Below are 23,942 nucleotides of genomic sequence, written 5' to 3'. Positions count from 1 at the left end.
ATGAGCCAAGCCGACTGCCGCCTCTACCTGATCACCCCGCCCGCCATCGACGACCTGGCCGCGTTCGGGCGCGAACTCGCCCATGCGCTCGACGCCGGCGACGTGGCGGCCCTGCAGATCCGCCTGAAGGACGCCCCCGACGAGGTCGTGGCCGCCGCCGTCGACGCCCTGACGCCGATCTGCCACGCCAGGGACGTGGCTGTGATCCTCAACGACCGCCCGGACCTGGCCGCCAGGCTGGGCTGCGACGGGGTGCACGTGGGCCAGTCGGACGCCCCCTACGCCGAGGCGCGCCGGCTGATGGGCCCGGACCGCATGGTCGGCGTGACCTGCCACGACAGCCGGCACCTGGCCATGGAGGCCGCCGAGGCCGGCGCCGACTACGTCGCCTTCGGGGCCTTCTTCCCGACCACGACCAAGGACGCGCCGACCCGCGCCGAACCGGAGATCCTGACCATCTGGCAGGAGACCATGCAGACCCCCTGCGTCGCCATCGGCGGCATCACCGTCGAGACCGCGCGCGAGATCGTCCGGGCCGGCGCCGACTTCCTGGCGGTGTCGGCGGGCGTCTGGAAGCATCCGGAAGGCCCGGCGGCCGCCGTCGCGGCGCTGAACGCCGAGATCGCCAAGGGGCTGGCCGAACGGGGCTAAGCGCCTTGCCTTGGCCCCACCCTGCCACTATCCCGGCCCCTCGACGTCCACGGAGCCCAGATGTCCACCCAGTCCGCCCTCCTGAAGGTGATGAGCGATGCGGCTCGCAAGGCCGCCCGCGGGCTGAACCGCGACTTCGGCGAGCTGGCCGAGCTGCAGGTCTCGAAGAAGGGCGCCGCCGACTTCGTCTCCGCCGCCGACCTGAAGGCCGAGCAGGTGCTGTTCGAAGCCCTGACCAAGGCCCGCCCCGGCTACAGCTTCCACGGCGAGGAGCGGGGCCTGATCGAAGGCACCGACAAGACCCACACCTGGATCGTCGACCCGCTCGACGGCACCACCAACTTCCTGCACGCCCTGCCGCACTTCGCCATCAACATCGCCCTGCAGCGCGAGGGGCAGGTGGTCGCCGCGGTGACCTACAACCCCGCCACCAACGAGCTGTTCTGGGCCGAGAAGGGCAAGGGCTGCTTCGTCAACGACAAGCGGCTGCGGGTCGCGGCCCGCACCCGGCTCGACGAATCCCTGCTGGCCACCGGCATCCCGTTCCTGGGCCATGGCCAGCACGCGCGGTTCCTGAAGGAGCTGCACCAGCTCAGCCAACGGGTCGCCGGCGTGCGCCGGTTCGGCTCGGCGGCCCTGGACCTGGCCTATGTCGCGGCCGGCCGGTTCGACGGCTACTGGGAGCGGGACCTCTCGCCCTGGGACCTGGCGGCCGGGACCCTGCTGGTCACCGAGGCCGGCGGCAAGGTGACGGACCTCGAGGGCGGCTCGGACGTGCTGACCAAGGGCAGCGTCTGCGCCGCCAACCTCGACCTCCACCCGCTGCTGCTCGAACGGCTGCAGGCGGCCGCGTGACGGGCCTGACGCGCCGCGCGCTCGCCGCGGCGGGTCTCGCCGCCGCCCTGCCGGCGCACGCTCAGGTCACCGGGAAGCGGCCGCTGGTCATCGCCCACCGCGGCGCGAGCGGCCAGCTGCCGGAGCACACCCTCTCCTGCTATCTCCTCGCCATCCAGCAGGGCGCCGATTACATCGAGCCCGACCTGGTGGTGACCAAGGATGGCATCCTGGTCGCCCGGCACGAGAACGAGATCTCGGCCACCACGGACGTCGCCGACAAGCCGAACTTCGCCCGCCGCAAGAAGACCAAGACCATCGACGGCAAGCCGGTGGAGGGCTGGTTCGTCGAGGACTTCACCCTGGCCGAGCTGAAGACCCTGCGGGCCCGCGAACGGCTGCCGAAGATCCGCCCCGCCAACGCCAAGTATGATGGCAACGAGGCCATCCCGACCTTCCACCAGATCGTCGAGCTGGCCCGCGTCGAGAGCGCCAAGGCCAAGCGCACCATCGGCGTCTATCCGGAGATGAAGCACCCGAGCTATTTCCGCTCGATCGGGCTGGCCCTCGAGCCGCGGCTCGCGGCGGCCCTGAAGACGCAGAGCCTGGATTCGCGCAGCTCGCCGGTGTTCGTGCAGAGCTTCGAGCCCGAGTCGCTCAGGCGCTTCCGCCGGCTCTCGCCCGTGCGCCGGGTCCAGCTGATCGCCGCCGAGGGCGGGCCGGCCGACGAGAAGGGCGCCCGCTACGCCGACATGCTCACGCCGGCGGGCCTGAAGGCGATCAAGGCCTACGCCGACGGAATCGGCGTGGAGCTGCCCCTCGTGCTGAACCTGGACGACGGCGCCGTCGGCCCGCCCACCCCGCTGGTCGCCAACGCCCACGCCGCCGGCCTGCAGGTCCACGCCTGGACCGTCCGGGCCGAGAACCACTTCCTGCCCGCGAACCTGCGGCGCGGGACCGCTCCGGACGCCTACGGCGACGTCCACAGCCTGCTCCGGGCCCTCTACGCCGCCGGCATCGACGGCGTGTTCAGCGACTTCCCGTGGGTGGCGGTGCAGGTGCGCGGCGGGAAGTAATCCTTCCTCCCCTTTAGGGGAGGGAGCTCTCACGTCCCGAACTGCAGCGCGGCGAGCCGCGCGTAGAGGCCGCCCTTGGCCACCAGTTCGTCGTGGGTCCCCTGCTCGACCGCCTTGCCGGCCTCCATCACCACGATGCGGTCGGCCTTGAGGACCGTGGCCAGGCGGTGGGCGATAACCAGCGTCGTGCGGCCGGCCATGGCGGTGTCGAGCGCGGCCTGGACGAGGCGCTCGTTCTCGGCGTCGAGGGCGCTGGTGGCCTCGTCGAGCAGCAGGATGGGCGCCTCGCGGACCAGCGCGCGGGCGATGGCCAGCCGCTGGCGCTCGCCGCCGGAGAGGGTGCGGGCCCGCTCGCCCAGGCGGGTCTGATAGCCCTCCGGCAGGGCGTCGAGGAAGCCGGCCTGCGCGGCGCGGGCGGCCGCGCGCACGTCGTCGAGATCGGCGTCCTCGCGGCCGAAGCGGATGTTCTCCAGCGCCGAACCCGAGAACAGCGGCGAGTCCTGGGCGACCAGCGCCATCCGCCGGCGCACCTCCACGGGATCGGCGGCGCGCAGGTCCACACCGTCCAGCCGCACCGCGCCCGATTGCGGGTCGTAGAAGCGCAGCAGCAGGCGGAAGACGGTGCTCTTGCCCGCCCCCGAGGGCCCCACCAGCGCCACCCGCTCCCCCGGCCGCACCTGGAGCGTAAAGCCGTCCAGCGCCGGCAGGTCGGGCCGGCCGGGGTAGGCGAAGACCACGTCCTCGAAGGCGATTTCGCCGCGGGACGGGCTGGGCAGCGGGACCGGGACGGCCGGCGCGGCGATGCGCGGCCTGGCGTCCATCAGCTCGCCGATCCGCTCCATGGCCCCGGCCGCCTTCTGCAGGTCGCCCCAGGTCTCGCCGAGCGCGCCGACCGAGCCGGCCGCCAGCACCGAGAGGAAGGCGAACTGGAAGAGGGCGCCCCAGCTCATCTCGCCGCGCAGGCCCGCGTGGACGCCGAGCCAGAAGACCCCGACCACGCCGCCGAACACCAGGGCGATGACCAGGGCGGTCATCACCGCCCGCGCGGTGATCCGCCGCAGCGAGGTGGCGAAGGCGTCCTCCACCGCCTCGCCGAAGCGGGATGCGGCGGCGCGCTCGCGGCCGAAGGCCTGCACCGTCTCCAGCCCGTCCAGCGTCTCGCCGGCGTAGCCGACGGCGGCGGCGAACCGGTCCTGGGTGGAGGTGGTGAGCTTCCTCACCCGGCGGCCGAACAGGAACAGCGGCGCCAGGACCAGCGGGAAGCCGGCCAGCACCAGGCCGGTCAGCGTCGGGCTCACCCAGACCAGCAGGATCAGCGCCCCGATCAGCATCACCAGGTTGCGCAGGGCGACGGAGATCGAGGTCGCCAGCAGCGTCTCGACGATCTGGATGTCGGTGGTCAGGCGCGAGAGCACCTCGCCGGTGCGCACGGACAGGAAGAAGGACGGGTCCAGCGTCAGGATGTGGCCGTAGGCGGCCTTGCGCAGATCGGCGACCACCCGCTCACCGAGCTTGGTGACGAAGAAGTAGCGCAGCGCCGTGGCGATCCCCAGCGCCAGCGCCACCGCGCCCAGCAGCAGGAACCAGCGGTCGACCTGCGCCGCCTGGGCGGTGGTCAGGTTGTCGACCAGCAGCCGCACCGCGCCCGACAGGCCCAGCGTCGCCGCCGTGGAGCCGAACAGGAAGACGACGCTGAGGATCGCATCGCCCATGTGCGCCCGGGCGAAGGGCAGCAGGCGCGAGAGGGTCTTGAGGTCGCGGCTCTTGCCGCGCCGCGCGGCCTCCTCCGTCAGGTTGTGGACCAGGCTCGCGCCTGCGCTCGGCCGCCCCTGGGCGTCGGCTTGCGGGGCCGCAGATTCACTCACTAAGCGCTCGCCCTTGCCTTCGGGGGCCCTCTTGAAGTATAGGCCCGGCTCCTTTGGGGCCCGCCGCAGCGGGCCCTGCCTCATTCAGGCCGACCCTTTACGTCAGGCGCACGCGCGATGAAACAAGACACCCACCCGGACTACCACTTCATCACCGTGGTCATGACCGACGGCACCACCTACCAGACCCGTTCGACCTACGGGAAGGAAGGGGCCACGCTGCACCTGGACATCGACCCGAAGACCCACCCGGCCTGGACCGGCGGCAACCAGCAGCTGCTGGACCGCGGCGGCCGTGTCTCCCGCTTCAACGCCAAGTTCGGCGCCTTCACGCGGAAGTAGCTCGGGTCACAATCCGAATTCGCGAAACGCCGCGCCCCTCGGGCGCGGCGTTTTTCGTTGGGCGCCCTCCTCTCCCCCGCGCTTCGCGTCGCAGGAGAGGAGACTTCCTACCCCCCGAACGCGCTGCGCAGGCGGTCGAACTGGGACTGGACGGGGTTGGCGGGCTCGGCGCCTTCGTCCTGGGCCAGGTACATCCGCTCGTCGAGGTGACGGACCCGCTCGTAGAGGCGCTCGGCCCGGTGCAGCAGTCCGGTCAGGCCCGGCGGCAGCTCGGCCTCGGCTTCCGGACGGGACTTGGAGACCTCCTGGGCGCCCAGGCGGTAGCGGGCGTCGCAGGCCGCCTCGGGGGCCATGTCGCCCTCCTTCACCGCCCGCTGGACCAGCAGCCAGGAGGCCACCTGCATCAGCCGGGTGGTCAGCCGCATGCTCTCGGCCGCGTAGGCCAGGGCCGCGTTGCGGGAGAGCAGCTTGGATTCCTGCCGCCCGGCGCCGTCCAGATAGGCGGCGGTTTCCTCCACGAGGTCCATGCCCTCCTGGAAGGTGCGCTCGAACAGCTCAGAGCGGGCGAAATCGCGGATCACGGTCGCGCGCCAGGGCCCGGTCGGGTCGGTCTCGCTCATGGGGGCGTCACGCCTCTTCCGTCAGCCTGCGGAGCAAATCGGCTCCGCCTCTAGCGGGCTGCAACGCCCGTGCCAAGCCGTTGTCCAGAAAGCTCAATTCTTGCCGCCGGAGAACAGGGCGTCGGCCGCGGCGCGCCCGGAGCGCTTCTTGTCGATCTGGGCCTGCACCCGGGCGATTTCGCCATTCAGGATGGCGATCCGCTCCTCGAGTTCGGCCACGCCGAACAGCTCCAGGTCCTCCCTGACCGCTTCGGCGAGGCGCTGGCCGCGTCCGATGCGGACATCCGCCGGTTCGTCGATGGCCACGCGAGCCTCCCTTTGCGGCCTGAGCTCCAGCCGGCTATTTGGCCGCAGCGCCGGTGAAGGCGCAAGTTCGCGGAGGTCACACCGATGAGCCAATCGACGCAGGGCCAGAGCATGGCCGCGGTCGCCATCGAGGGCGGCAAGGGCCCGGCCCAGGCCCTGAAGACGGTGCAGATCCCCCGCCCGGCGCCGGGGCCCGGCCAGATCCTGATCAAGGTGCAGGCGGCCGGGGTGAACCGGCCCGACATCGCCCAGCGCCAGGGCTTCTACCCGCCGCCGCCGGGCGCGCCGGAAACCATGGGCCTGGAGGTCGCCGGCGAGGTGGCGGAGGCCGCCGGCCGCTGGCAAGTGGGCGACCGGGTCTGCGCCCTGCTGGGCGGGGGCGGCTATGCCGAGTACGCGGTCTGCGACGCCCGGCACGCCCTGCCGATGCCGAAGGGCCTGGACTTCACCGAGGCGGCCGGCCTGCCCGAGACCGTCTTCACCGTCTATGCCAACGTCTTCGAGCACGGGTCGCTGAAGGCGGGCGAGACCCTGCTGGTCCACGGGGCGACCTCCGGCATCGGCGTGACCGCCATCCAGATGGGCAAGGCCGCCGGCGCCAAGGTGATCGCCACCGGCCGCGGCGCGGCCAAGGCCGAACAGGCCCGGCAGATGGGCGCCGACGTCGCCGTCGACGCCACGAGCGAGGATTTCGCCGAGGTCGCCGCACGCGAGGGCGGCGTGGACGTGGTCCTCGACATGGTCGGCGCCCCCTATTTCGAGCAGAACCTGAAGGCGCTGAACACCGGCGGGCGGATCGTCTACATCGCCGCCCAGGCCGGCGGGACCCTCGAGGTGCCGATCGGCCGGCTGATGCAGAAGCGCGGCCTGATCACCGGCTCGACCCTGCGCCCCCGCCCCGCCGACGAGAAGGCGCGCCTCGCCGCCGAGGTCGAGCGCGTGGTCTGGCCCTGGATCGAGGCCGGCAAGGTCAGGCCCCACGTCGACCGCACCTTCCCGCTCGCCGAGGCCGCCCAGGCCCACGCCCACGTGGAGAGCGGGACGCACCTGGGGAAGGTCGTCCTCGTCACCTGACGGGCGAGCCCCGCCCCACGTCTGTACTGGAAATTCGAACGCGGACCCCAGCGCGTCATTCGTCTGGGCATTGACGCGCAGGCAGACATACCCGTATTTCTAAGCTTAACAGATAACACTGATAAGCGATCGGGGGAGACTATGGGGTTCAAGCATCGGTTGCTGCTGTCCGGAGCGGCGCTGAGCGTCGCGTTCGGCGCGACGGCTGCGCGGGCGCAGGAGGAAGCCAGTCTCCTGGACGAGGTGGTGGTCACCGCCGAGAAGCGCGAGGAGAGCATCCAGGATGTGCCGGTGGCGATCACCGCCTTCACGGCCGAGCGCCGCGAGCTGATCGGCATCGAGACGGTCACCGACATGACCAACTTCACGCCGGGGCTGAACTACTCGGTCGGGACGGACCGGATCACCCTGCGCGGCATCGGACGGCTGACCAACAACCTCGCCTCCGAGGGCGGCGTCGCCAACTACGTCGACGGCGTCTACTCCTCCTCGAGCGTCTCGGCCGGCGGCTCGCCGCTGATGATCGACCGGGTGGAGGTGCTGCGCGGCCCGCAGGGCACGCTCTATGGCCGCAACTCCATCGGCGGGGCGATCAACACGATCTCGAAGCGTCCGACCAACGAGTTCTACGCGGAGGTCCGCGCCACCTTCGCCAACTACGACCGGCAATATTACGAGGGGGTGATCTCCGGCCCGATCACCCAGGGACTGCGCTACCGCCTGTCGGTCGGGCGCCTGAACCAGGACGAGGGCTGGTTCACCAACTACGCCGGCGGCCCCGACGAGGGCGAGATCCGGGACAGCTGGTACTACGAAGGACAGCTGGAAGCCGACCTGGGCGAGAACGTCGAGGCCTGGGTGAAGGTGGCCTTCAGCCAGTACAACAACCGCGCCTCGCCGGGCGGCCGCAGCGGCGGCTCCTTCGCCCAGCCGGACCCCTCGTTGTTCGGGCCCGGCAGCCTGTCGCCCTCGACCGGCTTCGGCTACCTGAGCGGCGCCAACCTGGTGGCCATCGGCCCGATCCGCGGCAACACCGTGCTGCAGACCGGCGACCTGCGCGGGTTCTCGACCAACATCCCCGGCGAGAACGACCAGGAAAGCGAGTCGATCGTCGGCGAGATCATCTGGCGCCTGCCCGGCATGGATCTGAAGTACCTGGCCGGCTACTCGCACTACGACTACGAGCTGACCACCGACTTCGACGCCTCGGCGATCGTCTCCTACCAGGTACCGTTGAACCCGACGGGCCTGTGCGCCCTGCTGGGCCCGGCCCGCTGCCAGCCGTTCACGGTCTTCCCGAACGTCGTCTCGCAATATGTGGAGGACAAGGAGTGGTGGAGCCACGAGGTGAACCTCACCTCAACCACCGAGGGGCCCCTCCAGTGGATCGTCGGCGCCTACTACTATCATGAGAAGTACCGCCAGCCGGTCACCCTGACCGAGCCGGACCAGCCGCAGCTGGCCGCCCCGCTCGGCGCCGCGCCCAACCCGCTGCGGATCATCTACCACACCAACCAGGCGATGGAGGCCGAGTCCAAGGCCGTCTTCGGCCAGATCGACTGGTCCTTCGCCCCCACCTGGAGGGCCACCGTCGGCCTGCGCTACACCCAGGACGAGAAGGCCGGCGTCGAAAGCACCCGGCAGATGTGCCTGGGCCTGCCATCCTGCCTGGCCTCGATCGCCGGCCTGTTCGGGGTGAGCCCCGCCAACGCCACCATCGCCAACCTGGGCTCCCTGACCCCGGCCCTGGACATCACCAACTCGGTGGCCTCGGGCCTGCCGCCGGCGGGGGTGACCGCGCCGCAGAACGGCGTGGTCGGTCCGGCGGTGACCAATCCGGCGACCGGCATCCGCTCGCGCGCCCTGGCCGGCGAGTGGGACGCCTGGACCGGCACCGCCGGCCTGGAGTGGAAGCCCGAAGAGGAGACGCTGGTCTATGGCCGCTACAGCCGCGGTTACAAGGCCGGGGGCTTCAACTCCGGCACCATCACCGCCTTCCCCGAGACCAAGCCCGAGTTCGTCGACGCCTACGAACTGGGCGTGAAGCGGGACTGGTCGCGCAGCTTCCAGACCAACATCTCGGCCTTCTACTACGACTACACCGACGCCCAGGTGCTGGTGACCTACCAGCCGGAAATCGGCCCCCGCTATTCCACCTATTTCAACCTGCCCAAGTCGACGATCCAGGGGATCGAGATCGAGAGCACCTGGGCGCCGCTCGACAACCTCCGGATCCTGGCCAACTACGCCTATCTCGACGCCCAGATCGACGAAGCCTGCTGCATCGTCGACTCCGACGATCCGACCGCCATGCTCCCGGGCGCCCGCCCGGCCGGCCCGCTGGGACCGATCGACGCCGCGACCGGCCAGCCGACCCGGGGGCAGGACCTGGCCGGCCAGACGCTGCCGGCCTCGCCCAAGCACAAGGTGGCCGTGAACGCCCTCTACACCTGGGATCTCGCACCGGGCTCCCTGACCGGTTCGATCAGCTGGCTGTGGCGGGACGAGGTCTATTCCTCGATGTTCAACCGCGAACTGAACCTCGCCCCGTCGCGCAGCCAGATCGACGCCCGGCTGACCTTCACCGACGCGGAGGACCGCTACACCCTGGTCGCCTACGTCCAGAACCTGACGGACGAGGAGGACATCGACAGCATTGGCGCCTCGCGCAACTCGCTCGGCGTCATTCAGCCGGGGGCCTACTCGCTGGTCCCGCCCCGGACCTACGGGGTGCAGATCCAGTATCGCTTCTAGAGCCCTAGATCCCTCTAGAGCCACCTGGGCGCGCCGCTTCCGCGGCGCGCCCTTTCTTTGCCCGCGGCGTGGCCCGGCCAACACACCGGCGCTGGATACCACTCTTTAGAATCGCTCCGGCACAGTGCGGAAACGACGTGACGTTGACGGGAGCGCCGCCGTACCGCACCTTCCGACCAACGAAAAATAACGACGATCTGTTGGGGAGAAACAATCGTGAGCCGCAAGACGCCACTCATGGTGACCACAGCGCTGGTCACCGCAACGCTCGCGGGCGCCGCCCACGCGCAGGACTCCACGCCCAGGACCACCGAGAACCCCAATCAGGGCCTCGCGGCGGGCAACGTCATCGAAGAGATCGTGGTCACCGCCGAAAAGCGGGAGCAGAGCCTGCAGGACGTGCCGGTCGCGGTCTCGGCCTTCACCGACGAGACCCGCGAAGTGGTCGGCATCCGCTCCGTGCAGGACCTGACCAACTTCACGCCGGGCCTCGCCTACGCGACCAACACCGACCGCATCAACATGCGCGGCATCGGCCGGTTCACCAACAACCGCTCCTCCGAGGGCGGCGTGGCGATGTACAGCGACGGCTTCTTCACCTCCTCGGTGACGTCCTTCGCCCGCTCCACGCTGTTCATCGAGCGCACCGAGGTGCTCCGCGGTCCGCAGGGCACCCTCTATGGCCGCAACGCCATCGGCGGGGCGCTGAACATCATCTCCAAGCGGCCGACCGATGAGTTCTACGCCGAGGTCCGCGCCAACTTCGAGAACTACGACCTGCAGACCTACGAGGCGGCGGTGTCCGGGCCCCTATGGGGCAACATCCGCGGTCGCCTGGCCGGGACCTATACCAGCCAGGACGAGGGCTACTTCACGAACATCAGCGACGGGCGCACCGAGGGTGGGCGCGGGGACACCTGGCAGATCGAGTACCAGCTCGACGGCGAGCTGGCGGACGGCAAGTTCGAATGGTGGTTCAAGGGCTCCACCGCGGAGTGGGACACCTTGGGCCGCGGCCCGGGCGGGCGCACCACCGCCGTGATCGGCCAGCGTGAGATCGGGCAACTGCTGATCGGCGCGGCCCCGTCGCTCACCCCCAACCCGAGCTTCGGCTACACCACGCCCTATGCCGCCAACAGCGGCGACCTGCGGCTGTTCGACACCAATACGCCGAACGTCATCACGCTCGAGGACGTGGACTTCACGCTCCACGCCACCTTGCACCTCGACGGGTTCGACATCCGCTATATCGGCGGCCACCACTATTACGACTACCGGCTGCAGTCGGACCTGGACAACAGCTCCAACGTCGGGCCGATCCAGATCACCAGCGCCACGCCGTTCTTCCGCACGCCGACCAATCCGACCGGCGCGCCGGGCTTTGCGATTCCGCCGGGGGGCATCGCCTTCTTCCCCAGCCAGGTGAACCAGTACCACGAAGAAGTCTGGTGGTTCTCGAACGAGCTGAACTTCGCCTCGACGACGGACTCGCCGCTGCAGTGGCTGTTCGGGCTCTACCAGTACCGGGAAGGCTCCAACTACACGCTGTCCGACGCCCGCTTCCCGGACCAGCCGCAGTTCGCCAACCCGATCAACTTCAACATCGCCGCCCCGACCGCGTTCGTGCCGGCGGCCCCCAACCCGCTGCGCCGCTACGCCTACGGCAGCTCCCAGAACGTCAACGAGTCCTACGCCGCCTACGGGCAGGTGGACTGGGAGATGACCGAGCAGTGGAAGCTCACCGCGGGCCTGCGCTACACCTATGACCGCAAGCGCGCCTTCGAGAGCGCCCGGCTGTTCTGCTGGCTCTCGACCAGCCCCGGGTGTCCGACGCGGGCGTTCCTGACGCCGGTGGACGTCACCTCCATCGTCGTGGGCCAGGGCCCCCAGATCGACCCAGCCGTGGTCGTGGCGCCCTACACCGATCCCACCACCGGCTACCGCCATCGCCTGCTCGAGCAGGACTGGGACGCCTTCAGCGGAACCCTGGGCGTCCAGTGGGAGCCCGATCCCGACACCATGGCGTACGCGAAGTACACGCGCGGCTACAAGGCCGGCGGCTTCAACGCCGGCACCGTCACCCTTCAGCAGCTGGTCTCTACGGACAAGGAGCTGATCGACGCCTACGAGATTGGCCTGAAGAAGAACTTCGGCGGCAACCTCCAGGTCAACGCGTCCGCCTTCTACTACGAGTACAGCGACATCCAGGCGCCTCTCTCCGGGATCAATCCGATCACGCAGAACGCCACCACCGAGTTCTTCAACCTGCCGCAGGCGACGAGCAAGGGCTTCGAGCTGGAGACCATCTGGCAGCCGATCGACAACCTTCAGCTGCTGCTCAACTACTCGTATCTGGACGCGACGATCGAAGAGGCTTGCTGCTTCAGCGATCCGGACGATCCCAACGCCACCCAGCCCGGCGCCCAGCCCGCGACGCCGACCGGTGCGCAGAACCTCTCGGGCCAGAAGCTGCCTTCGTCGACGCCGCACCGGGTGACGGTGAACGCCAACTACACCTGGGAGCTGGCGCCTGGCGACCTGACGGCCTCGGTGAGCTACGTCTGGCGCGACGACACCTACTATTCGGTGTTCAACCGCTGGTACAACCAGGCCAAGGCCTACGAGACGGTGGACGCGCGGGTCCTGTTCAACGACGCCGACGACCGGTTCACGGTCATCGGGTTCGTCAAGAACATCTTCGATGTGGAAGGCGCGGCCGGGGCGGACGCCAACCGGCGCAACACCGCCATGCTGCCGACGTTCGGCTTCATCACCCGCAACCTGTCGCTGATCGCGCCGCGCACCTACGGCGTCGAGCTGCAGTACCGGTTCCGGTAGAGACCCCTTTCAGGAGAGCAAGGCGGGGCGCGTCGCGCGAGCGGCGCGCCCCTTGTTTTTCCGGCGAAGGCCCGACCGTTTCGGCTCCGCCGGATTGTGTCTATTCGGTAAGAACAAAGTCGTTGACGCCGCGTCGCCACCTAAGCACCGTTGAGGAATAAGCGGTCGACGCGCGCGCCTCCTGCCGAGGTTGCTTGCCGACGCAATAATAATTTGGCCGGGCAAACTTGCCGGGCAGGAGGAACAGGGTGACGTGCGGCCACAATTCGCTGGCGCGCGAGCTGGCGATGCTCGCCTTCATCTTTCCTCGACATCTTGGGCCGGCCGCGTGAGGCGCGGACGGCGAGCGCGGCCGCTTGCGGCGGAGCGCGCCTGCTCGTGAGCCTCAAGGAGAGTGTATGACGCAGACGGAAACAGCGGCGCCGCGTCTCAGCTTCCCGGTGAAGCTGATCTACGGCCTGGGCTCGATCGCCTATGGCCTCAAGAACCAGCTGATCGCCAGCCTGCTGCTGCTCTACTACAACCAGCTGATGGGCGTGCCCGCCCACATCGTCAGCCTGGCGCTGTCGGCCTCGATGATCCTGGACGCCTTCTGGGACCCGGCGGTCGGCTATTTCTCCGACGGCCTGCGTTCCCGCTGGGGGCGGCGCCACCCGCTGATGTATTTCTCCGCCATCCCGTTCGCGATCTCGTTCGTGCTGCTGTGGCATCCGCCCGAGGGCCTCAGCGACTGGCAGATGTTCGGCTGGCTGCTGACCTTCGTGATCCTCTCGCGGGCCACCATCAGCCTCTACGAGGTGCCGAGCTCGGCGCTGGCGCCGGAGCTGGCGCCCGACTACCACGACCGCACGGTGCTGCTCAGCTACCGCTATCTGTTCGGCACCATCGGCGGCGCCCTTTCGGCGATCATGGCCTACGGCTGGTTCCTGCGCTCCACGCCCGAGCAGCCGATGGGCCAGCTCAACGAGGCCGGCTACAGCCCTTATGCGATCACCGTCGCCCTGATCACCATCGTGGTGATCATCTTCTCGGCCGCCGGCACCCACCACACCATCCCGCGCCTGCACGTGCCGCCCAAGCGGCGGGCCAGCCCGGCGGAGATCTTCCGGGAGATGTTCGCCACCCTGTCGAACAGGAACTTCCTGGTGATCCTGATCGCCGGCGCCTTCTCCGGCATCATGCTGGGCATGGTCAGCGGCCTGCACATCTACTTCAGCACCTATTTCTGGGAGCTGCCGTCCTCGAGCCTGCTGATCATCGTGCTGGCGCCGCTGATCTCCTCGCCCATCGGGGCGATCCTGGCGCCGAAGATCTCGCGCAGGATCGGCAAGAAGCCCACCGCCATGCTGCTGCCGGCGATCGGCATCACCATCTCGATCGCGCCCATCGTGCTGCGGCTGATGGGGCTGATGCCGCCGAACGGCACCGACATCCTGCTGTGGATCCTGGTGGTCGACCGCATCCTGGCCTCGGCCTGCCACACCGGCGCGGCGATCATGCTGACCTCGATGCTGGCCGACACGGTGGAGGAGAGCCAGGTGAAGACCGGCCGCCGGTCCGAGGCGCTGCTGCTGTCGGCGGACAACACCCTGCAGCGGCTGGCGCAGGGCCTGTCGGTGATCATCCCGGGCGTGCTGCTGACCGTCGTCGGCTTCCCCGAAAAGGCCAAGCCGGGCTCGATCGATCCGCAGATCCTCACCAACCTGGCCTACATCTACGTGCCGGTGGTCTACGTCGCCGTGCTCGCCATGGCCGGCATGCTGGTCTTCTACAGGATCAGCAAGGAGGCCCACGAGCAGAACCTCGCCAAGCTGCGCGAGGCGACAGCGACGGCCGAGGCCATCGTCGAAGCCGATCCCCTGCCGAGCCCGGCAGGGACGATCGGGGTGCAGAGCCGGCCGATCTAGGGCGGCGAACGGGGCCGGAGGGAGAGCATGACGCAGACGGCCACGGCTCCCCCTCGGCTCAGCTTCCCGGTGAAGCTGGTCTACGGCTTCGGCTCCATCGCCTACGGGCTGAAGAACCAGCTGATCAGCAGCCTGCTGCTGCTCTACTACAACCAGCTGATGGGCGTGCCGGCCCACATCGTCAGCCTGGCGCTGTCGGCCTCGCTGATCCTGGACGCGCTTTGGGACCCGTTCCTCGGCTTCGTCTCTGACGGCATGCGCACCCGCTGGGGCCGGCGCCATCCGCTGATGTACCTCTCGGCGGCGCCCTTCGCGCTCAGCTTCATCCTGCTGTGGCACCCGCCGGCGGGGCTCAGCGACTGGCAGATGTTCGGCTGGCTGCTGGTGTTCGTCATCCTCTCGCGGGCCACCATCAGCCTCTACGAGGTGCCGAGCTCGGCGCTGGCGCCCGAGCTGGCGCCCGACTACCACGAGCGGACCGGCCTGCTCGGCTACCGGCTGGTGTTCAACGCCATCGGCGCGGCGCTCGCCGCCGTGCTCGCCTATGGCTGGTTCCTGCGCTCCACGCCGGACCAACCCATGGGGCAGTTGAACGCGGCCGGATACAGCCCCTACGCCGTCACCGTCGCAGCGATCACCGTGGTGGTGATCCTCGTCTCGACGGCTGGGACCCACCACACCATCCCCCGGCTCCACATTCCGCCCAAGCGGCGCACCGAGCCGGGCGAGATCCTGCGCGAGCTGGTCTCCACCCTCTCGAACCGCAATTTCCTGGTCCTGCTCTGCGCCGGCGCCTTCATCGGCGTGATGCTGGGCATGGTCGGCGGGCTGACGCTCTACTTCAGCACCTACTTCTGGGAGCTGCCCTCCTCCAAGCTGCTGATCCTGATGCTGGCGCCGCTGTTCGCCACGCCGGTGGGGGCGCTGCTGGCCCGCCTCGTCTCCCAGAAGGTCGGCAAGCGCTCGACGGCCATGCTGCTGGGCCTGGGCGGGATCACCGTCAGCCTCTCGCCGATCGTGCTGCGCCTGATGGGACTGATGCCGCCGAACGGCTCGGACGCCCTGCTGTGGATCCTCGCGGCGGCGCAGTTCCTGGCCACCTCCGGCATCTCCGGCGCGGCGATCATGCTGACCTCGATGCTGGCGGACACCGTGGAGGAGAACCAGGTGAAGACCGGCCGCCGGTCCGAGGCCCTGCTGCTGTCGGCCGACAGCACGCTGCAGCGGCTGGCCCAGGGGCTGTCGGTGATCATCCCGGGCGCCCTGCTGACTGCCGTCGGCTTCCCCGAGGGGGCCAAGCCCGGGCAGGTGGACCCGCAGATCCTCAACAACCTGGCGCTGGCCTACGTGCCGACCGTCTACATCGCCATCCTGATCGCGGCGGGCGTGCTGTTCCTCTACCGGCTCGACAAGGAAGGCCACGAGCGCAACCTGGCGACCATCCGCGAGACCGCCGCCGTCACCGAGGCGATCGCCGAGGCCGATCCCCTGCCCGCACACGTCGGTCCGGTCGGCGTCCAGAGCCGGCCGGTCTGACAGAGGTGACAAGTAGGTCTTCGCCCAACCCGGCACCGGCGGACATCGGTGGCGGGTTGCGCGGAGCGCTACGTGTCACCCATCCCTTCAGCCGCCCCGCTGGGCCGGCAGTTCGAAAATGCCCATCAGCAGGGGGCGGACGAACACCGCCGGGGCCGCCTTCTGCTTCACGCCCGGGACCCAGAAGCTCAGCTCGGCGCCGGCGTTGAGGGTGGCGTTCAGCATCTGTGCGGCGATGAACGGGTCCACCGGCCGGATCGAGCCCTCGGCGATGCCGTCGGAGATCATGCCGGCGAAGCGGTCGGAGACCCGATTGGACTGCTCCACCATCTTGCCGCGGATGTGCTCGGGCACGGCGCTGAGCGCCGAGGTGCGCAGCAGCGGGCCGTAGTCGGAGAGCTGGTATTCGGCCAGGGTCGCGGCGGCGCTGACCAGCCTGCTCCACTGGTCGCCCGGCCCGGCCATCGCCTTGCGCTGCACCCGCCGCATCACCTCGAAGGTGCGCTCGAAGCAGGCCACCACCAGATCGTCCTTGGCGTCGATGTGGTGGTAGAACGAGCCCTTGGTGACGTTCAGCTCGGCCGAGATCAGCTCCACCGACGCGCCGCGGTAGCCGCGGCTGTTGATCAGCCGGGTGGCGGCCAGCAGGAAGGTCTCGCGGGAGATCTCCTGCGGATCGGCGCCGGCGATCTCTTCCAGCTCCATCGGCTCGGGCGCCCAGGCGGCGCCGGGCTGGGCCAGGCCGCCGGTCAGGATCCCGAACACCCGCTCGGCCAGGCGCGGATAGTCCTCCAGGTCGTAGCGGCGCAGCCAGGCCTCGGCCCAGAACAGCTGCTCGAGCAGCATGTGGGTGCGCGCGGTTTTGCGGCCGCGGCTCAGCGCCGCGAGCTCCGGGGCGTCGAACACCTGCCGCACCTTGCGGAACACCCGCATGAAGGCCTCGAAGACCTGCGCCTTGCGCGGCGGGTTCAGGGCCCGAAGGTCGCTCAGCACCGGCAGCGGCGGCGCCTCGCCCGCCGCGCCCTGCCGAAGGCGCTCGAAGTGCAGCTCCAGCAGCTTCTTCAGCCGGGCCTCGGGCGTGGCCTCGGCGCAGGCCGCCTCGGCGAAGCCGTAGAGGGCGTCGATGCCGCGCATCAGGCAGGCGGCCGCCAGGTCTTCCTTGCGCTTGAAATAGTAGGTGACGCTGGTCGTCGAGAGGCCGACCGCGGCGGCCGCATCGCCCAGCGTCAGGCCGCGCACGCCGGCCCGGTTCAGGATCTCCGTCGCCGCGTCGAGGATGGCCTCACGCTTCTTCTCGTATCGTGCGGTGGATCGCGCGAGGCTGCGTTCGGCCATGGGTCCCCTTGCTGGTCGGGTTTTCGAAACCGCCATGCCACGAGAGACCTCCGCAGGGGAAGGCTTTTCGAACGTTCGGGATCGCACCCGCCGGCCGGCCAGCGGGCCCGGCCCGCGATCGGCGCCCCCGACCCGGCCATCCGCGCTTGGCCGCGCTCCTCTTTGGGTTATCGTTGTTCACCGAAGGCCGCACGCCAGAGGCGGCCAAGAGCCCTTCGATGGGTCGAGGAGGACGCCGATGAAGTTCACCTGGTTCAACCTGATGCCGTGGCCCTATCTGCCGGACGATTTCCGGGAGAAGAACCGCAGCGTCTGGGTCGACATCGACCAGAACCTGTTCGACCCGGCCAGGAGCCACGAGGTCTACAACACCTACATGGACCTCCTCGAATACGCCGCCGACCTCGGGTTCGACGGCATCGGGGTCAACGAGCACCACCAGAACGGCTACGGCATCATGCCGAGCCCCAACATCATCGCCGCGGGCCTCGCGCGCCGGACGAGCGATGCGGCCATCGTGGTGCTGGGCAACTCCATCGCCCTCTACAACCCGCCGGTCCGGGTGGCCGAGGAGTTCGCGATGCTCGACTGCATCTCGGGCGGGCGCCTCGTTGCGGGGTTCCCGGTCGGGACGTCGATGGACACCAACTATTGCTACGGCCAGATCCCCTCGCTCACCCGGGAGAAGTACGCCGAGGCCCACGACCTGATCATCAAGGCCTGGACCACGCGCGAGCCGTTCACCTTCAACGGCCGCTACAACAAGCTGCGCTACGTCAACATCTGGCCCAGGCCCATCCAGCAGCCGCACCCGCCGGTGCACATCCCCGGCGGCGGCTCGGTGGAGACCTACGACTTCTGCATCGACAACACCTACAGCTACTCCTACCTCAGCTTCTCGGGCTACCTGCGGGCCCAGGCGCTGATGAACGGCTACTGGAAGCGGGTGGAGGAGCGCGGCGCGCCCGACAAGAGCCCCTACCGGGCCGGCTTCGCCCAGACCATCTGCGTGGCCGAGACCGACGAGGAAGCCGAGCGGCTCTATTCCGAGCACGTCAGCTATTTCTACAACCGCTGCCTGCACGTCTATCCGGGCTTCGCCGACGCCCCCGGCTACCGCACCATCAAGACCATCCAGTCCGGGGCGCTGTCGCAGTACGCCCCTCAGCGCGGCGGCTACGCCAACCTCACCTGGAAGGACCTGACCGAAGGCGGCCACGTGATCGCCGGCAGCCCCGAGACCGTCCGCCAGCGGATGGAGGAGCTGATCAAGGGCCTGCACGTGGGCAACATCTTCTGCCTAATGCACGTGGGGAACATGCCGGCCGACAAGTGCATGTATTCGACGAAGCTGTTCGCCGAGAAGGTGATGCCCAAGCTCCGCAACATCTTCCCCGAATACGCCGACGACGACCGCTTCTGGTGCAAGCCGCTGGGATCGCGCGTCAGCCCCGGCTCCCTGCCGCCCGCGCCCACCAAGGCGCCGCTCGTGCCGGCTGCGGAATAGGAGGGAACGATGGAGCTCACCACCGTCCAGACCCACCACGTTCCGGTCCGCGTGATCACCGGCGGTTCGGGCAGCCCTCTCGTCTATCTGCACGGCGCCGGCGGGGTCACGCCCCAGGACCCGCTGCTGAACGCCCTGGCCGAACGCCACCAGGTGTTCGCCCCGCTGGTCCCCGGCTACGGCGACTCCGAGGAGGCCCCGGAGATCCGCGACATGCTGGATTTCACCCTCCACACCTGGGACGTGGTCGAGGCGCTGGGCCTGGAGGACCCGATCCTGGTCGGCCACTCGATGGGCGGCATGATCGCCGCCGAGATGGCCGCGGTGCAGCCGAACGACATCTCGCGCCTGGCGCTGATCGCCCCGGCCGGACTTTGGATAGACGATCACCCGATCGCCGACCTGTTCTCGATGATGCCCTACGAGGCCCCGGCCCTGCTGTTCCACGACGCCGAGGCCGGCGCGGCCATGCTGACCGCCGGCCGAAACGTGGAAGACCCCAACTTCCTGCAGACCTACCTGGTGACCAACGCCCGCCAGCTCGGCATGGCCGGGCGGATCCTGTTCCCGATCCCGGAACGGGGCCTGTCCACGCGGCTCTACCGGGTGAAGGCGAAGACGGTGATCGTCTGGGGCGACAGCGACCGCATGATCCCGCCGCCCTACGCCCACGCCTTCAAGCGCGGCATCGCCGGCGCCGAGCTGGTCTCGATCCCCGAGGCCGGGCACATGGTCGTGCTGGAGAAGCCGGCGGAGGTCGCGCAGGCGATCGGCAGGCTGGCGTGACGTCCTCCTCTCCCCCGACGCGAAGCGCGGGGGGAGAGGATTGAGGAGAGGGGTGAAGCGGCGTCAGCGCTGCGCGGGCGGTCGTACGCTCATCCCCACGGCTCGCGCCGCGATCCGAGGACGACCATCCGGAGCGGCGGCCAGGCCGCTCCGCCCCTCTCCCGACCTCTCCCCTCGGGCTGCGCCTCGGGGGAGAGGAGAGGAGCGGTCGCTAGTTCGCCCCGGCGGGCGCGGCCGCAGTCGCCGCAGGCGCGGCGGCGCGGGCCGGCGGGCCGTTGGGAATCTCCGCGCCCTTGCGGACCGAGAAGGCGTCGGCGAACACCGAGACGTCGTCCGCAGCCGGATCGTAGGCCGTCACCTTGAAGCCGTTCCCGCACGTGAAGGCCTTATCGCTCGGCGACGACTTCACGAACGCCACCCAGCAGGAGTTGACGTTCTTCGCCACGGCCCGGTCGGCCTCGGTCACCTGCGAGCCGCCGCCGGTCGAGGCGGTGTCGAGGCTGGCGAAGACGTAGGGCAGTTCCGCCGAGTGGGGCGCGCCGTTCGGCTGGGCCGCGGTCCGCCAGGCCGGCACATAGGTGAAGTAGTACTGGTAGGCCGGCGCGCCCTTGGCCGCGAGCTGCACCAGCTTGCGGGCGCCGTCGGCCCCGCCCTCGCCGTTGTTGCTGCCCACCAGCAGCGGCACGTCGTGCGCCTGGCCGGCGTTCAGCGCATCCAGCGTCGTGGTGGTGACGAACTTGCCGTCGACGACGCCGCGGATCCCTGCGCGGGTCTCCTGCTTGCTGACGAACGCCTCGGGCGGCAGGGCCCGGAGCTGCTCGAGCGTGGCCTCGGCGCCCGGCAGCCCGAGCGCCGTCGCGGCCTTGACGCCGTCCGCCTCGCCTTCGGCCAGGGTGCGGCCGGGGCGCAGGCCGGCGCCGGACTGCACGACCGCCTTGTGGAACAGGCCCTTGGCGCTGGGGATGGAGAGCAGGCCCACGACCATGAAGCCGCCGGCCGACTGGCCCATGACGGTGACGTTCTCCGGATCGCCGCCGAACTGGTCGATGTTGCGCTGGACCCACTTCAGGGCCTCGACCGCGTCCATCATCGCGTAGTTGACCAGCGGCTCGTCCGGCGCGGCCGCCTTGGTCAGCGCCGGGTGGGCGAAGTAGCCGAGCGCGCCCAGCCGGTAGTTGGTGGTCACCACGACGACGCCGTTCTTGGCGAAGCTCGTGCCGTTGTAGGAGCCCAGGTGCGCGCCGCCCAGGTAGCCGGCCCCGCCGTAGAGCCAGACGATCACCGGCGCCTTCTTGGCGTTCGCCGGCGCCCAGACGTTCAGGTAGAGGCAGTTCTCGCTGGTCTCGCCAGAGACGCCGCCGCCGTTCGGCCGGCCGTCGGCGTTGATCGGCTGCGGACAGGGCGGCTGGAACTTGGTCGCATCGCGCTCGCCGCTCCAGGCGGCGGGGGCCACCGGCGGCTTCCAGCGCAGCTCGCCCACCGGCGGCTTGGCGAAGGGGATGCCCTTGAACGAATTGACCCCGTCCTCGCTGGAGCCCGCCAGCACGCCGGCGTCGATCTTCACCTTCACCGGATCGGCCGCACTGGCGGAACCCGCCAGCAAGGCCGCGGCGGCCGCCACCGCGAACAGTCTGCCCATCATCGCGCCTTACCCCTCATGCTCGCGCCCGCTCATCTGTAGGCGGGCCTGACCACAGCTTAGGCGCGGCCTGACGCGGGGGCAACAAACCCCGTCATCCCGGACGCGCGCAGCGCGATCCGGGACCCAGCGACCGCGCGCTGACTGGGTCCCGGGTCGGCCTACCGGCCGCCCGGGATGACGTGGATTATTGCGCCCACAGCGGCAAAGACGCCTTCATGAAGCGGAGCATGAAGAGGACGTTGGCGACGTCCTGGCCGGAGGCCTTGTCGGAGAGGGTCACGTCGTACCAGACGTTTTCGGTTTTCGGGCTCTCCGAGAGCTGCCTGACCTTGGTGCGGGCGAGGTAGGCCGTCCCGGCCCGCAGCGGCCCGGCCAGGTGCTGCACCTCCAGGGCGCCGAACAGACCCACCGACTTGCCGGCCGAGCCGACCACCGCCGAGCGGGCCTGGTGGGCGAGGCCGACCGCCAGCGACGGCGGCAGGACGCCGGTTTCGCCCTCGTAGACCGCCAGCGGCTCGGTGATCGTCTCCATCCGGCGCCGCGCGCCTTCGGCGCTGATCTCGACGGGAATGTCCTTCGCCGCGTCGCCCACCTTCAGCGCCGCCAGGATGCGCAGCGCGCCGGGCCCCGCCGGCTCCTGGGCCGGCAGGCGCCTGGAAAGCTCCGACTCCGTGTCGGGCGCGAGCAGGCTCGCCGTACCCTCGCAGATCAGGTCGCCCGGCCGGTTGAACATGGTCAGCCGGGCGCGCGGCTCGCCCGGGCGCACCACCGCCCGCACCTCCTCGCGGTCCACGGTGGCCTGCTTGAACATCAGCGACAGGCAGCCGGTCTTCCACCAGGCCTCGCCGTAGAGATCGACCAGCAGGGGGACGAACTGGTCCATGTGGATGGAGCCGGCGACCGTGCCGCCCTTCAGGCCGAGCTTGGAGGCCGTGGCGTCGTCATGGATCGAGCCCTTGACCTGCTGGGCCATGTTGCGGGGCGTCCGGAAAGGCCCCACGCGCTCTTCGGCGTCCTTTATCATGCTCATCGTCGTCCTCGTCGCCGCTCTGCCGGCGGCCTTTCCACTGGCTTTTCTGTCAGCTTATCCTCTCACGGCCCCGCCAGAGGGTCACGACGCGAAGTAGCGTCGATATTCGGGAGGATGGAATGGACGCAGCGATCGACAAGCTCGACCTGGCCACCCGGGTCAACGAGGCCATCAAGGTCGGCATGATGCATGCCGTCTGGGCGGACCTGACCCCGCACAAGGTGGCGGTCTACGACCCCGACGGCCGCGAGCGGACCTTCGGCGAGCTGAACGCCAACGCCAATCGCATCGTCCGGCTGCTGCGCGAGGCCGGGCTGAAGGCCGGAGACAGCGTCGCGCTGCTCTGCTCGAACCGCAGCGAGTTCTGCGAGGTGCTCTCCGGCGTCATGCGCACGGGCATGCGGGTGACACCGGTCAACTGGCACCTGACCGCCGACGAGATCGCCTACATCGTGCAAGACTGCGAGGCCAAGGCGCTGTTCGCCGACGCCCGGATCGCGGCCGCGGGCCCTGCCGCCGGCCAGTGCCCGGCCCTGTCGGTCAAGGTCGCCATCGGCGGGGAGATCGAAGGCTTCCTGCCGTACGAGGCGACGCTGGCGCGCTACGAGGGGGCGGACATCCCCGATCCCCAGCGCGGCTACACCATGCTCTACACGTCCGGCACCACGGGACGGCCCAAGGGCGTCTTCAAGCCGGACGCGCCCGACCCGGAGTTCAACCCCGCCTACGACCGCGACCACGACCTGCACATGTGCACCGGACCCGCCTACCACGCCGCCCCGCTCTTGGGCGACGTGCGCCGGCCGCTGACCAACGGCGTGCCGCTGGTGTTCATCGACAAGTGGGACTCCGAAGGCGTGCTGCGCACCATCCAGGAGCGGCGCGTGACCCACTCGCACTTCGTGGCGATCATGTTCCAGCGGCTGCTGGCGCTGCCGCCGGACGTGCGGGCGAGGTACGACGTCAGTTCCCTCAAGGTCATCACGCACGGGGCGGCGCCCTGCCCGCCGGAGACCAAGCGGGCGATGATCGAGTGGTTCGGCCCGGTGCTAAACGAATACTACGCCGGCTCAGAAGGCGGCGCGGGCTTCCGCCTGGACTCCCACGAGTGGCTGAAGAAGCCCGGCAGCGTCGGCAAGCGGCCCTCGCCTGAGGCCGCCAAGATCCTCGACGAGGAAGGGAACGAGTGCCCGCCGGGCGTGGCCGGGACCATCTACATGAAGCTGCCCGAGCGCGGGGCCTTCCAGTACTACAACGACCCGGAGAAGACCCAGAAGGGCCGGCGCGGCGACTACTTCACCCTGGGCGACATCGGCTACCTGGACGAGGACGACTACCTGTTCCTCACCGGCCGCAACGCCGAGACGATCATCTCCGGCGGAGTGAACATCTATCCCCAGGAGATCGACAACGAGCTGATCAAGCACCCGGCGGTGGAGGACAGCTGCACCATCGGGATCCCCAACGACGAGTGGGGCGAGGAGGTGCGCGCGGTGATCCAGCTCAAGGCCGGGGTCCAGCCGACCGAGGCGCTGAAGCAGGAGATCCTCGACTTCGCCCGCCGCGCGCTGGCCCGCTACAAGGTCCCGCGCGACATCGACTGGGCCGACGAGCTGCCCAGAAGCCAGGCCGGCAAGATCCAGCGGAACAAGGTCCGCGAGCCCTACTGGAAGGGCCGCGCCCGACAGATCTGACGCGACAGGAGGCCGCGCCGCCAGCGGCCCATTTTCGCCATCCTTCGCCCAGATTGGGTAGCGCGCGATCGGGGGCCGCCTGCGGGCGGACCGGGCGAGGAGCGGCGCGCCGCGCCTCGCCGGACGCGGGCCGTCCCCGCCTTCC

General features: G+C 69.7%; 19 protein-coding genes. 12 read left to right on the top strand and 7 right to left on the bottom strand.

The features are described from left to right. The 3 genes from thiE to ACFSC0_RS10230 are packed head-to-tail and all read left to right on the top strand — an operon-like array spanning window position 1 to window position 2,561. The gene (gene thiE / locus ACFSC0_RS10240) at window positions 1–651 is read left to right on the top strand and encodes a thiamine phosphate synthase (protein WP_377283036.1); all 651 of its coding nucleotides are present in this window, start codon (window positions 1–3) and stop codon (window positions 649–651) included. A gap of 60 nt (window positions 652–711) precedes the next feature. Next, window positions 712–1,506 (top strand): inositol monophosphatase family protein, encoded by a 795-nt coding sequence (locus tag ACFSC0_RS10235; RefSeq protein ID WP_377283037.1) that lies wholly within the window; start codon window positions 712–714, stop codon window positions 1,504–1,506. Continuing rightward, entirely contained in the window at window positions 1,503–2,561 is a 1,059-nt protein-coding gene (locus tag ACFSC0_RS10230; RefSeq protein WP_377283038.1) for a glycerophosphodiester phosphodiesterase, read from the top strand. Before ACFSC0_RS10235 ends, ACFSC0_RS10230 begins: the two co-directional genes overlap by 4 nt. Before the next feature lie 29 nt (window positions 2,562–2,590). Here the strand turns inward: ACFSC0_RS10230 and ACFSC0_RS10225 are convergent, their stop codons facing one another. Next, window positions 2,591–4,426 (bottom strand): ABC transporter transmembrane domain-containing protein, encoded by a 1,836-nt coding sequence (locus tag ACFSC0_RS10225; RefSeq protein WP_377283039.1) that lies wholly within the window; start codon window positions 4,424–4,426, stop codon window positions 2,591–2,593. Window positions 4,427–4,543: 117 nt separating this feature from the next. On the opposite strand from ACFSC0_RS10225, the gene rpmE reads away from it, so the two are divergent. Then, complete coding sequence (gene rpmE / locus ACFSC0_RS10220; RefSeq protein ID WP_377283040.1) at window positions 4,544–4,768, top strand: 50S ribosomal protein L31; 225 nt, start codon at window positions 4,544–4,546, stop codon at window positions 4,766–4,768. Window positions 4,769–4,875: 107 nt separating this feature from the next. On the opposite strand, the gene rcdA is transcribed toward rpmE, so the two are convergent. Both rcdA and ACFSC0_RS10210 read right to left on the bottom strand, forming a co-directional pair. Then, entirely contained in the window at window positions 4,876–5,388 is a 513-nt protein-coding gene (gene rcdA / locus ACFSC0_RS10215; RefSeq protein WP_377283041.1) for a protease adaptor protein RcdA, read from the bottom strand. Between the two features lie 93 nt (window positions 5,389–5,481). Next, window positions 5,482–5,694, bottom strand: coding sequence for a DUF1192 domain-containing protein (locus ACFSC0_RS10210; protein WP_377283042.1), 213 nt, complete (start codon window positions 5,692–5,694; stop codon window positions 5,482–5,484). A gap of 84 nt (window positions 5,695–5,778) precedes the next feature. Here ACFSC0_RS10210 and ACFSC0_RS10205 point away from each other — a divergent pair, with 84 nt between their 5' ends. The 3 genes from ACFSC0_RS10205 to ACFSC0_RS10195 all read left to right on the top strand — a co-directional run bounded on the left by ACFSC0_RS10205 (window position 5,779) and on the right by ACFSC0_RS10195 (window position 12,360). Further along, the gene (locus ACFSC0_RS10205; RefSeq protein ID WP_377283043.1) at window positions 5,779–6,768 is read left to right on the top strand and encodes an NAD(P)H-quinone oxidoreductase; all 990 of its coding nucleotides are present in this window, start codon (window positions 5,779–5,781) and stop codon (window positions 6,766–6,768) included. A 141-nt stretch (window positions 6,769–6,909) separates the two neighbouring features. Next, window positions 6,910–9,522, top strand: a complete 2,613-nt coding sequence (locus tag ACFSC0_RS10200; RefSeq protein WP_377283044.1) for a TonB-dependent receptor — start codon at window positions 6,910–6,912, stop codon at window positions 9,520–9,522. A gap of 237 nt (window positions 9,523–9,759) precedes the next feature. Continuing rightward, complete coding sequence (locus tag ACFSC0_RS10195; RefSeq protein ID WP_377283045.1) at window positions 9,760–12,360, top strand: TonB-dependent receptor; 2,601 nt, start codon at window positions 9,760–9,762, stop codon at window positions 12,358–12,360. A 100-nt stretch (window positions 12,361–12,460) separates the two neighbouring features. Here the strand turns inward: ACFSC0_RS10195 and ACFSC0_RS10190 are convergent, their stop codons facing one another. Then, entirely contained in the window at window positions 12,461–12,661 is a 201-nt protein-coding gene (locus ACFSC0_RS10190) for a hypothetical protein (RefSeq protein ID WP_377283046.1), read from the bottom strand. Window positions 12,662–12,758: 97 nt separating this feature from the next. On the opposite strand from ACFSC0_RS10190, the gene ACFSC0_RS10185 reads away from it, so the two are divergent. After that, complete coding sequence (locus tag ACFSC0_RS10185) at window positions 12,759–14,267, top strand: MFS transporter (protein ID WP_377283047.1); 1,509 nt, start codon at window positions 12,759–12,761, stop codon at window positions 14,265–14,267. A gap of 27 nt (window positions 14,268–14,294) precedes the next feature. Then, window positions 14,295–15,803, top strand: coding sequence for an MFS transporter (locus ACFSC0_RS10180; protein WP_377283048.1), 1,509 nt, complete (start codon window positions 14,295–14,297; stop codon window positions 15,801–15,803). Between the two features lie 87 nt (window positions 15,804–15,890). Here ACFSC0_RS10180 and ACFSC0_RS10175 read toward each other — a convergent pair whose 3' ends face one another. Then, window positions 15,891–17,138, bottom strand: a complete 1,248-nt coding sequence (locus ACFSC0_RS10175; RefSeq protein ID WP_377283049.1) for a TetR/AcrR family transcriptional regulator — start codon at window positions 17,136–17,138, stop codon at window positions 15,891–15,893. Window positions 17,139–17,376: 238 nt separating this feature from the next. Between ACFSC0_RS10175 and ACFSC0_RS10170 the strand changes: the two genes are divergently transcribed. Then, window positions 17,377–18,645 (top strand): LLM class flavin-dependent oxidoreductase, encoded by a 1,269-nt coding sequence (locus ACFSC0_RS10170; RefSeq protein ID WP_377283050.1) that lies wholly within the window; start codon window positions 17,377–17,379, stop codon window positions 18,643–18,645. A gap of 9 nt (window positions 18,646–18,654) precedes the next feature. After that, a complete protein-coding gene (locus ACFSC0_RS10165; protein WP_377283051.1) occupies window positions 18,655–19,431 on the top strand; it encodes an alpha/beta fold hydrolase in 777 nt (258 codons plus the stop codon). A gap of 211 nt (window positions 19,432–19,642) precedes the next feature. On the opposite strand, the gene ACFSC0_RS10160 is transcribed toward ACFSC0_RS10165, so the two are convergent. Then, entirely contained in the window at window positions 19,643–21,070 is a 1,428-nt protein-coding gene (locus ACFSC0_RS10160; protein WP_377283052.1) for a carboxylesterase/lipase family protein, read from the bottom strand. Window positions 21,071–21,257: 187 nt separating this feature from the next. Then, the gene (locus ACFSC0_RS10155; protein WP_377283053.1) at window positions 21,258–22,103 is read right to left on the bottom strand and encodes a hypothetical protein; all 846 of its coding nucleotides are present in this window, start codon (window positions 22,101–22,103) and stop codon (window positions 21,258–21,260) included. A gap of 119 nt (window positions 22,104–22,222) precedes the next feature. Here ACFSC0_RS10155 and ACFSC0_RS10150 point away from each other — a divergent pair, with 119 nt between their 5' ends. After that, on the top strand, window positions 22,223–23,797 hold the full coding sequence (locus ACFSC0_RS10150; protein ID WP_377283054.1) for an AMP-binding protein: 1,575 nt from the start codon (window positions 22,223–22,225) through the stop codon (window positions 23,795–23,797). Window positions 23,798–23,942: the final 145 nt, after the last annotated feature.

This window comes from Phenylobacterium terrae, from assembly GCF_042681205.1.
In the GTDB taxonomy this organism is placed as follows: domain Bacteria; phylum Pseudomonadota; class Alphaproteobacteria; order Caulobacterales; family Caulobacteraceae; genus Phenylobacterium; species Phenylobacterium terrae.
Note: the sequence above shows the minus strand (reverse complement) of the source record. Positions and strands in the feature narration are given on the sequence as shown.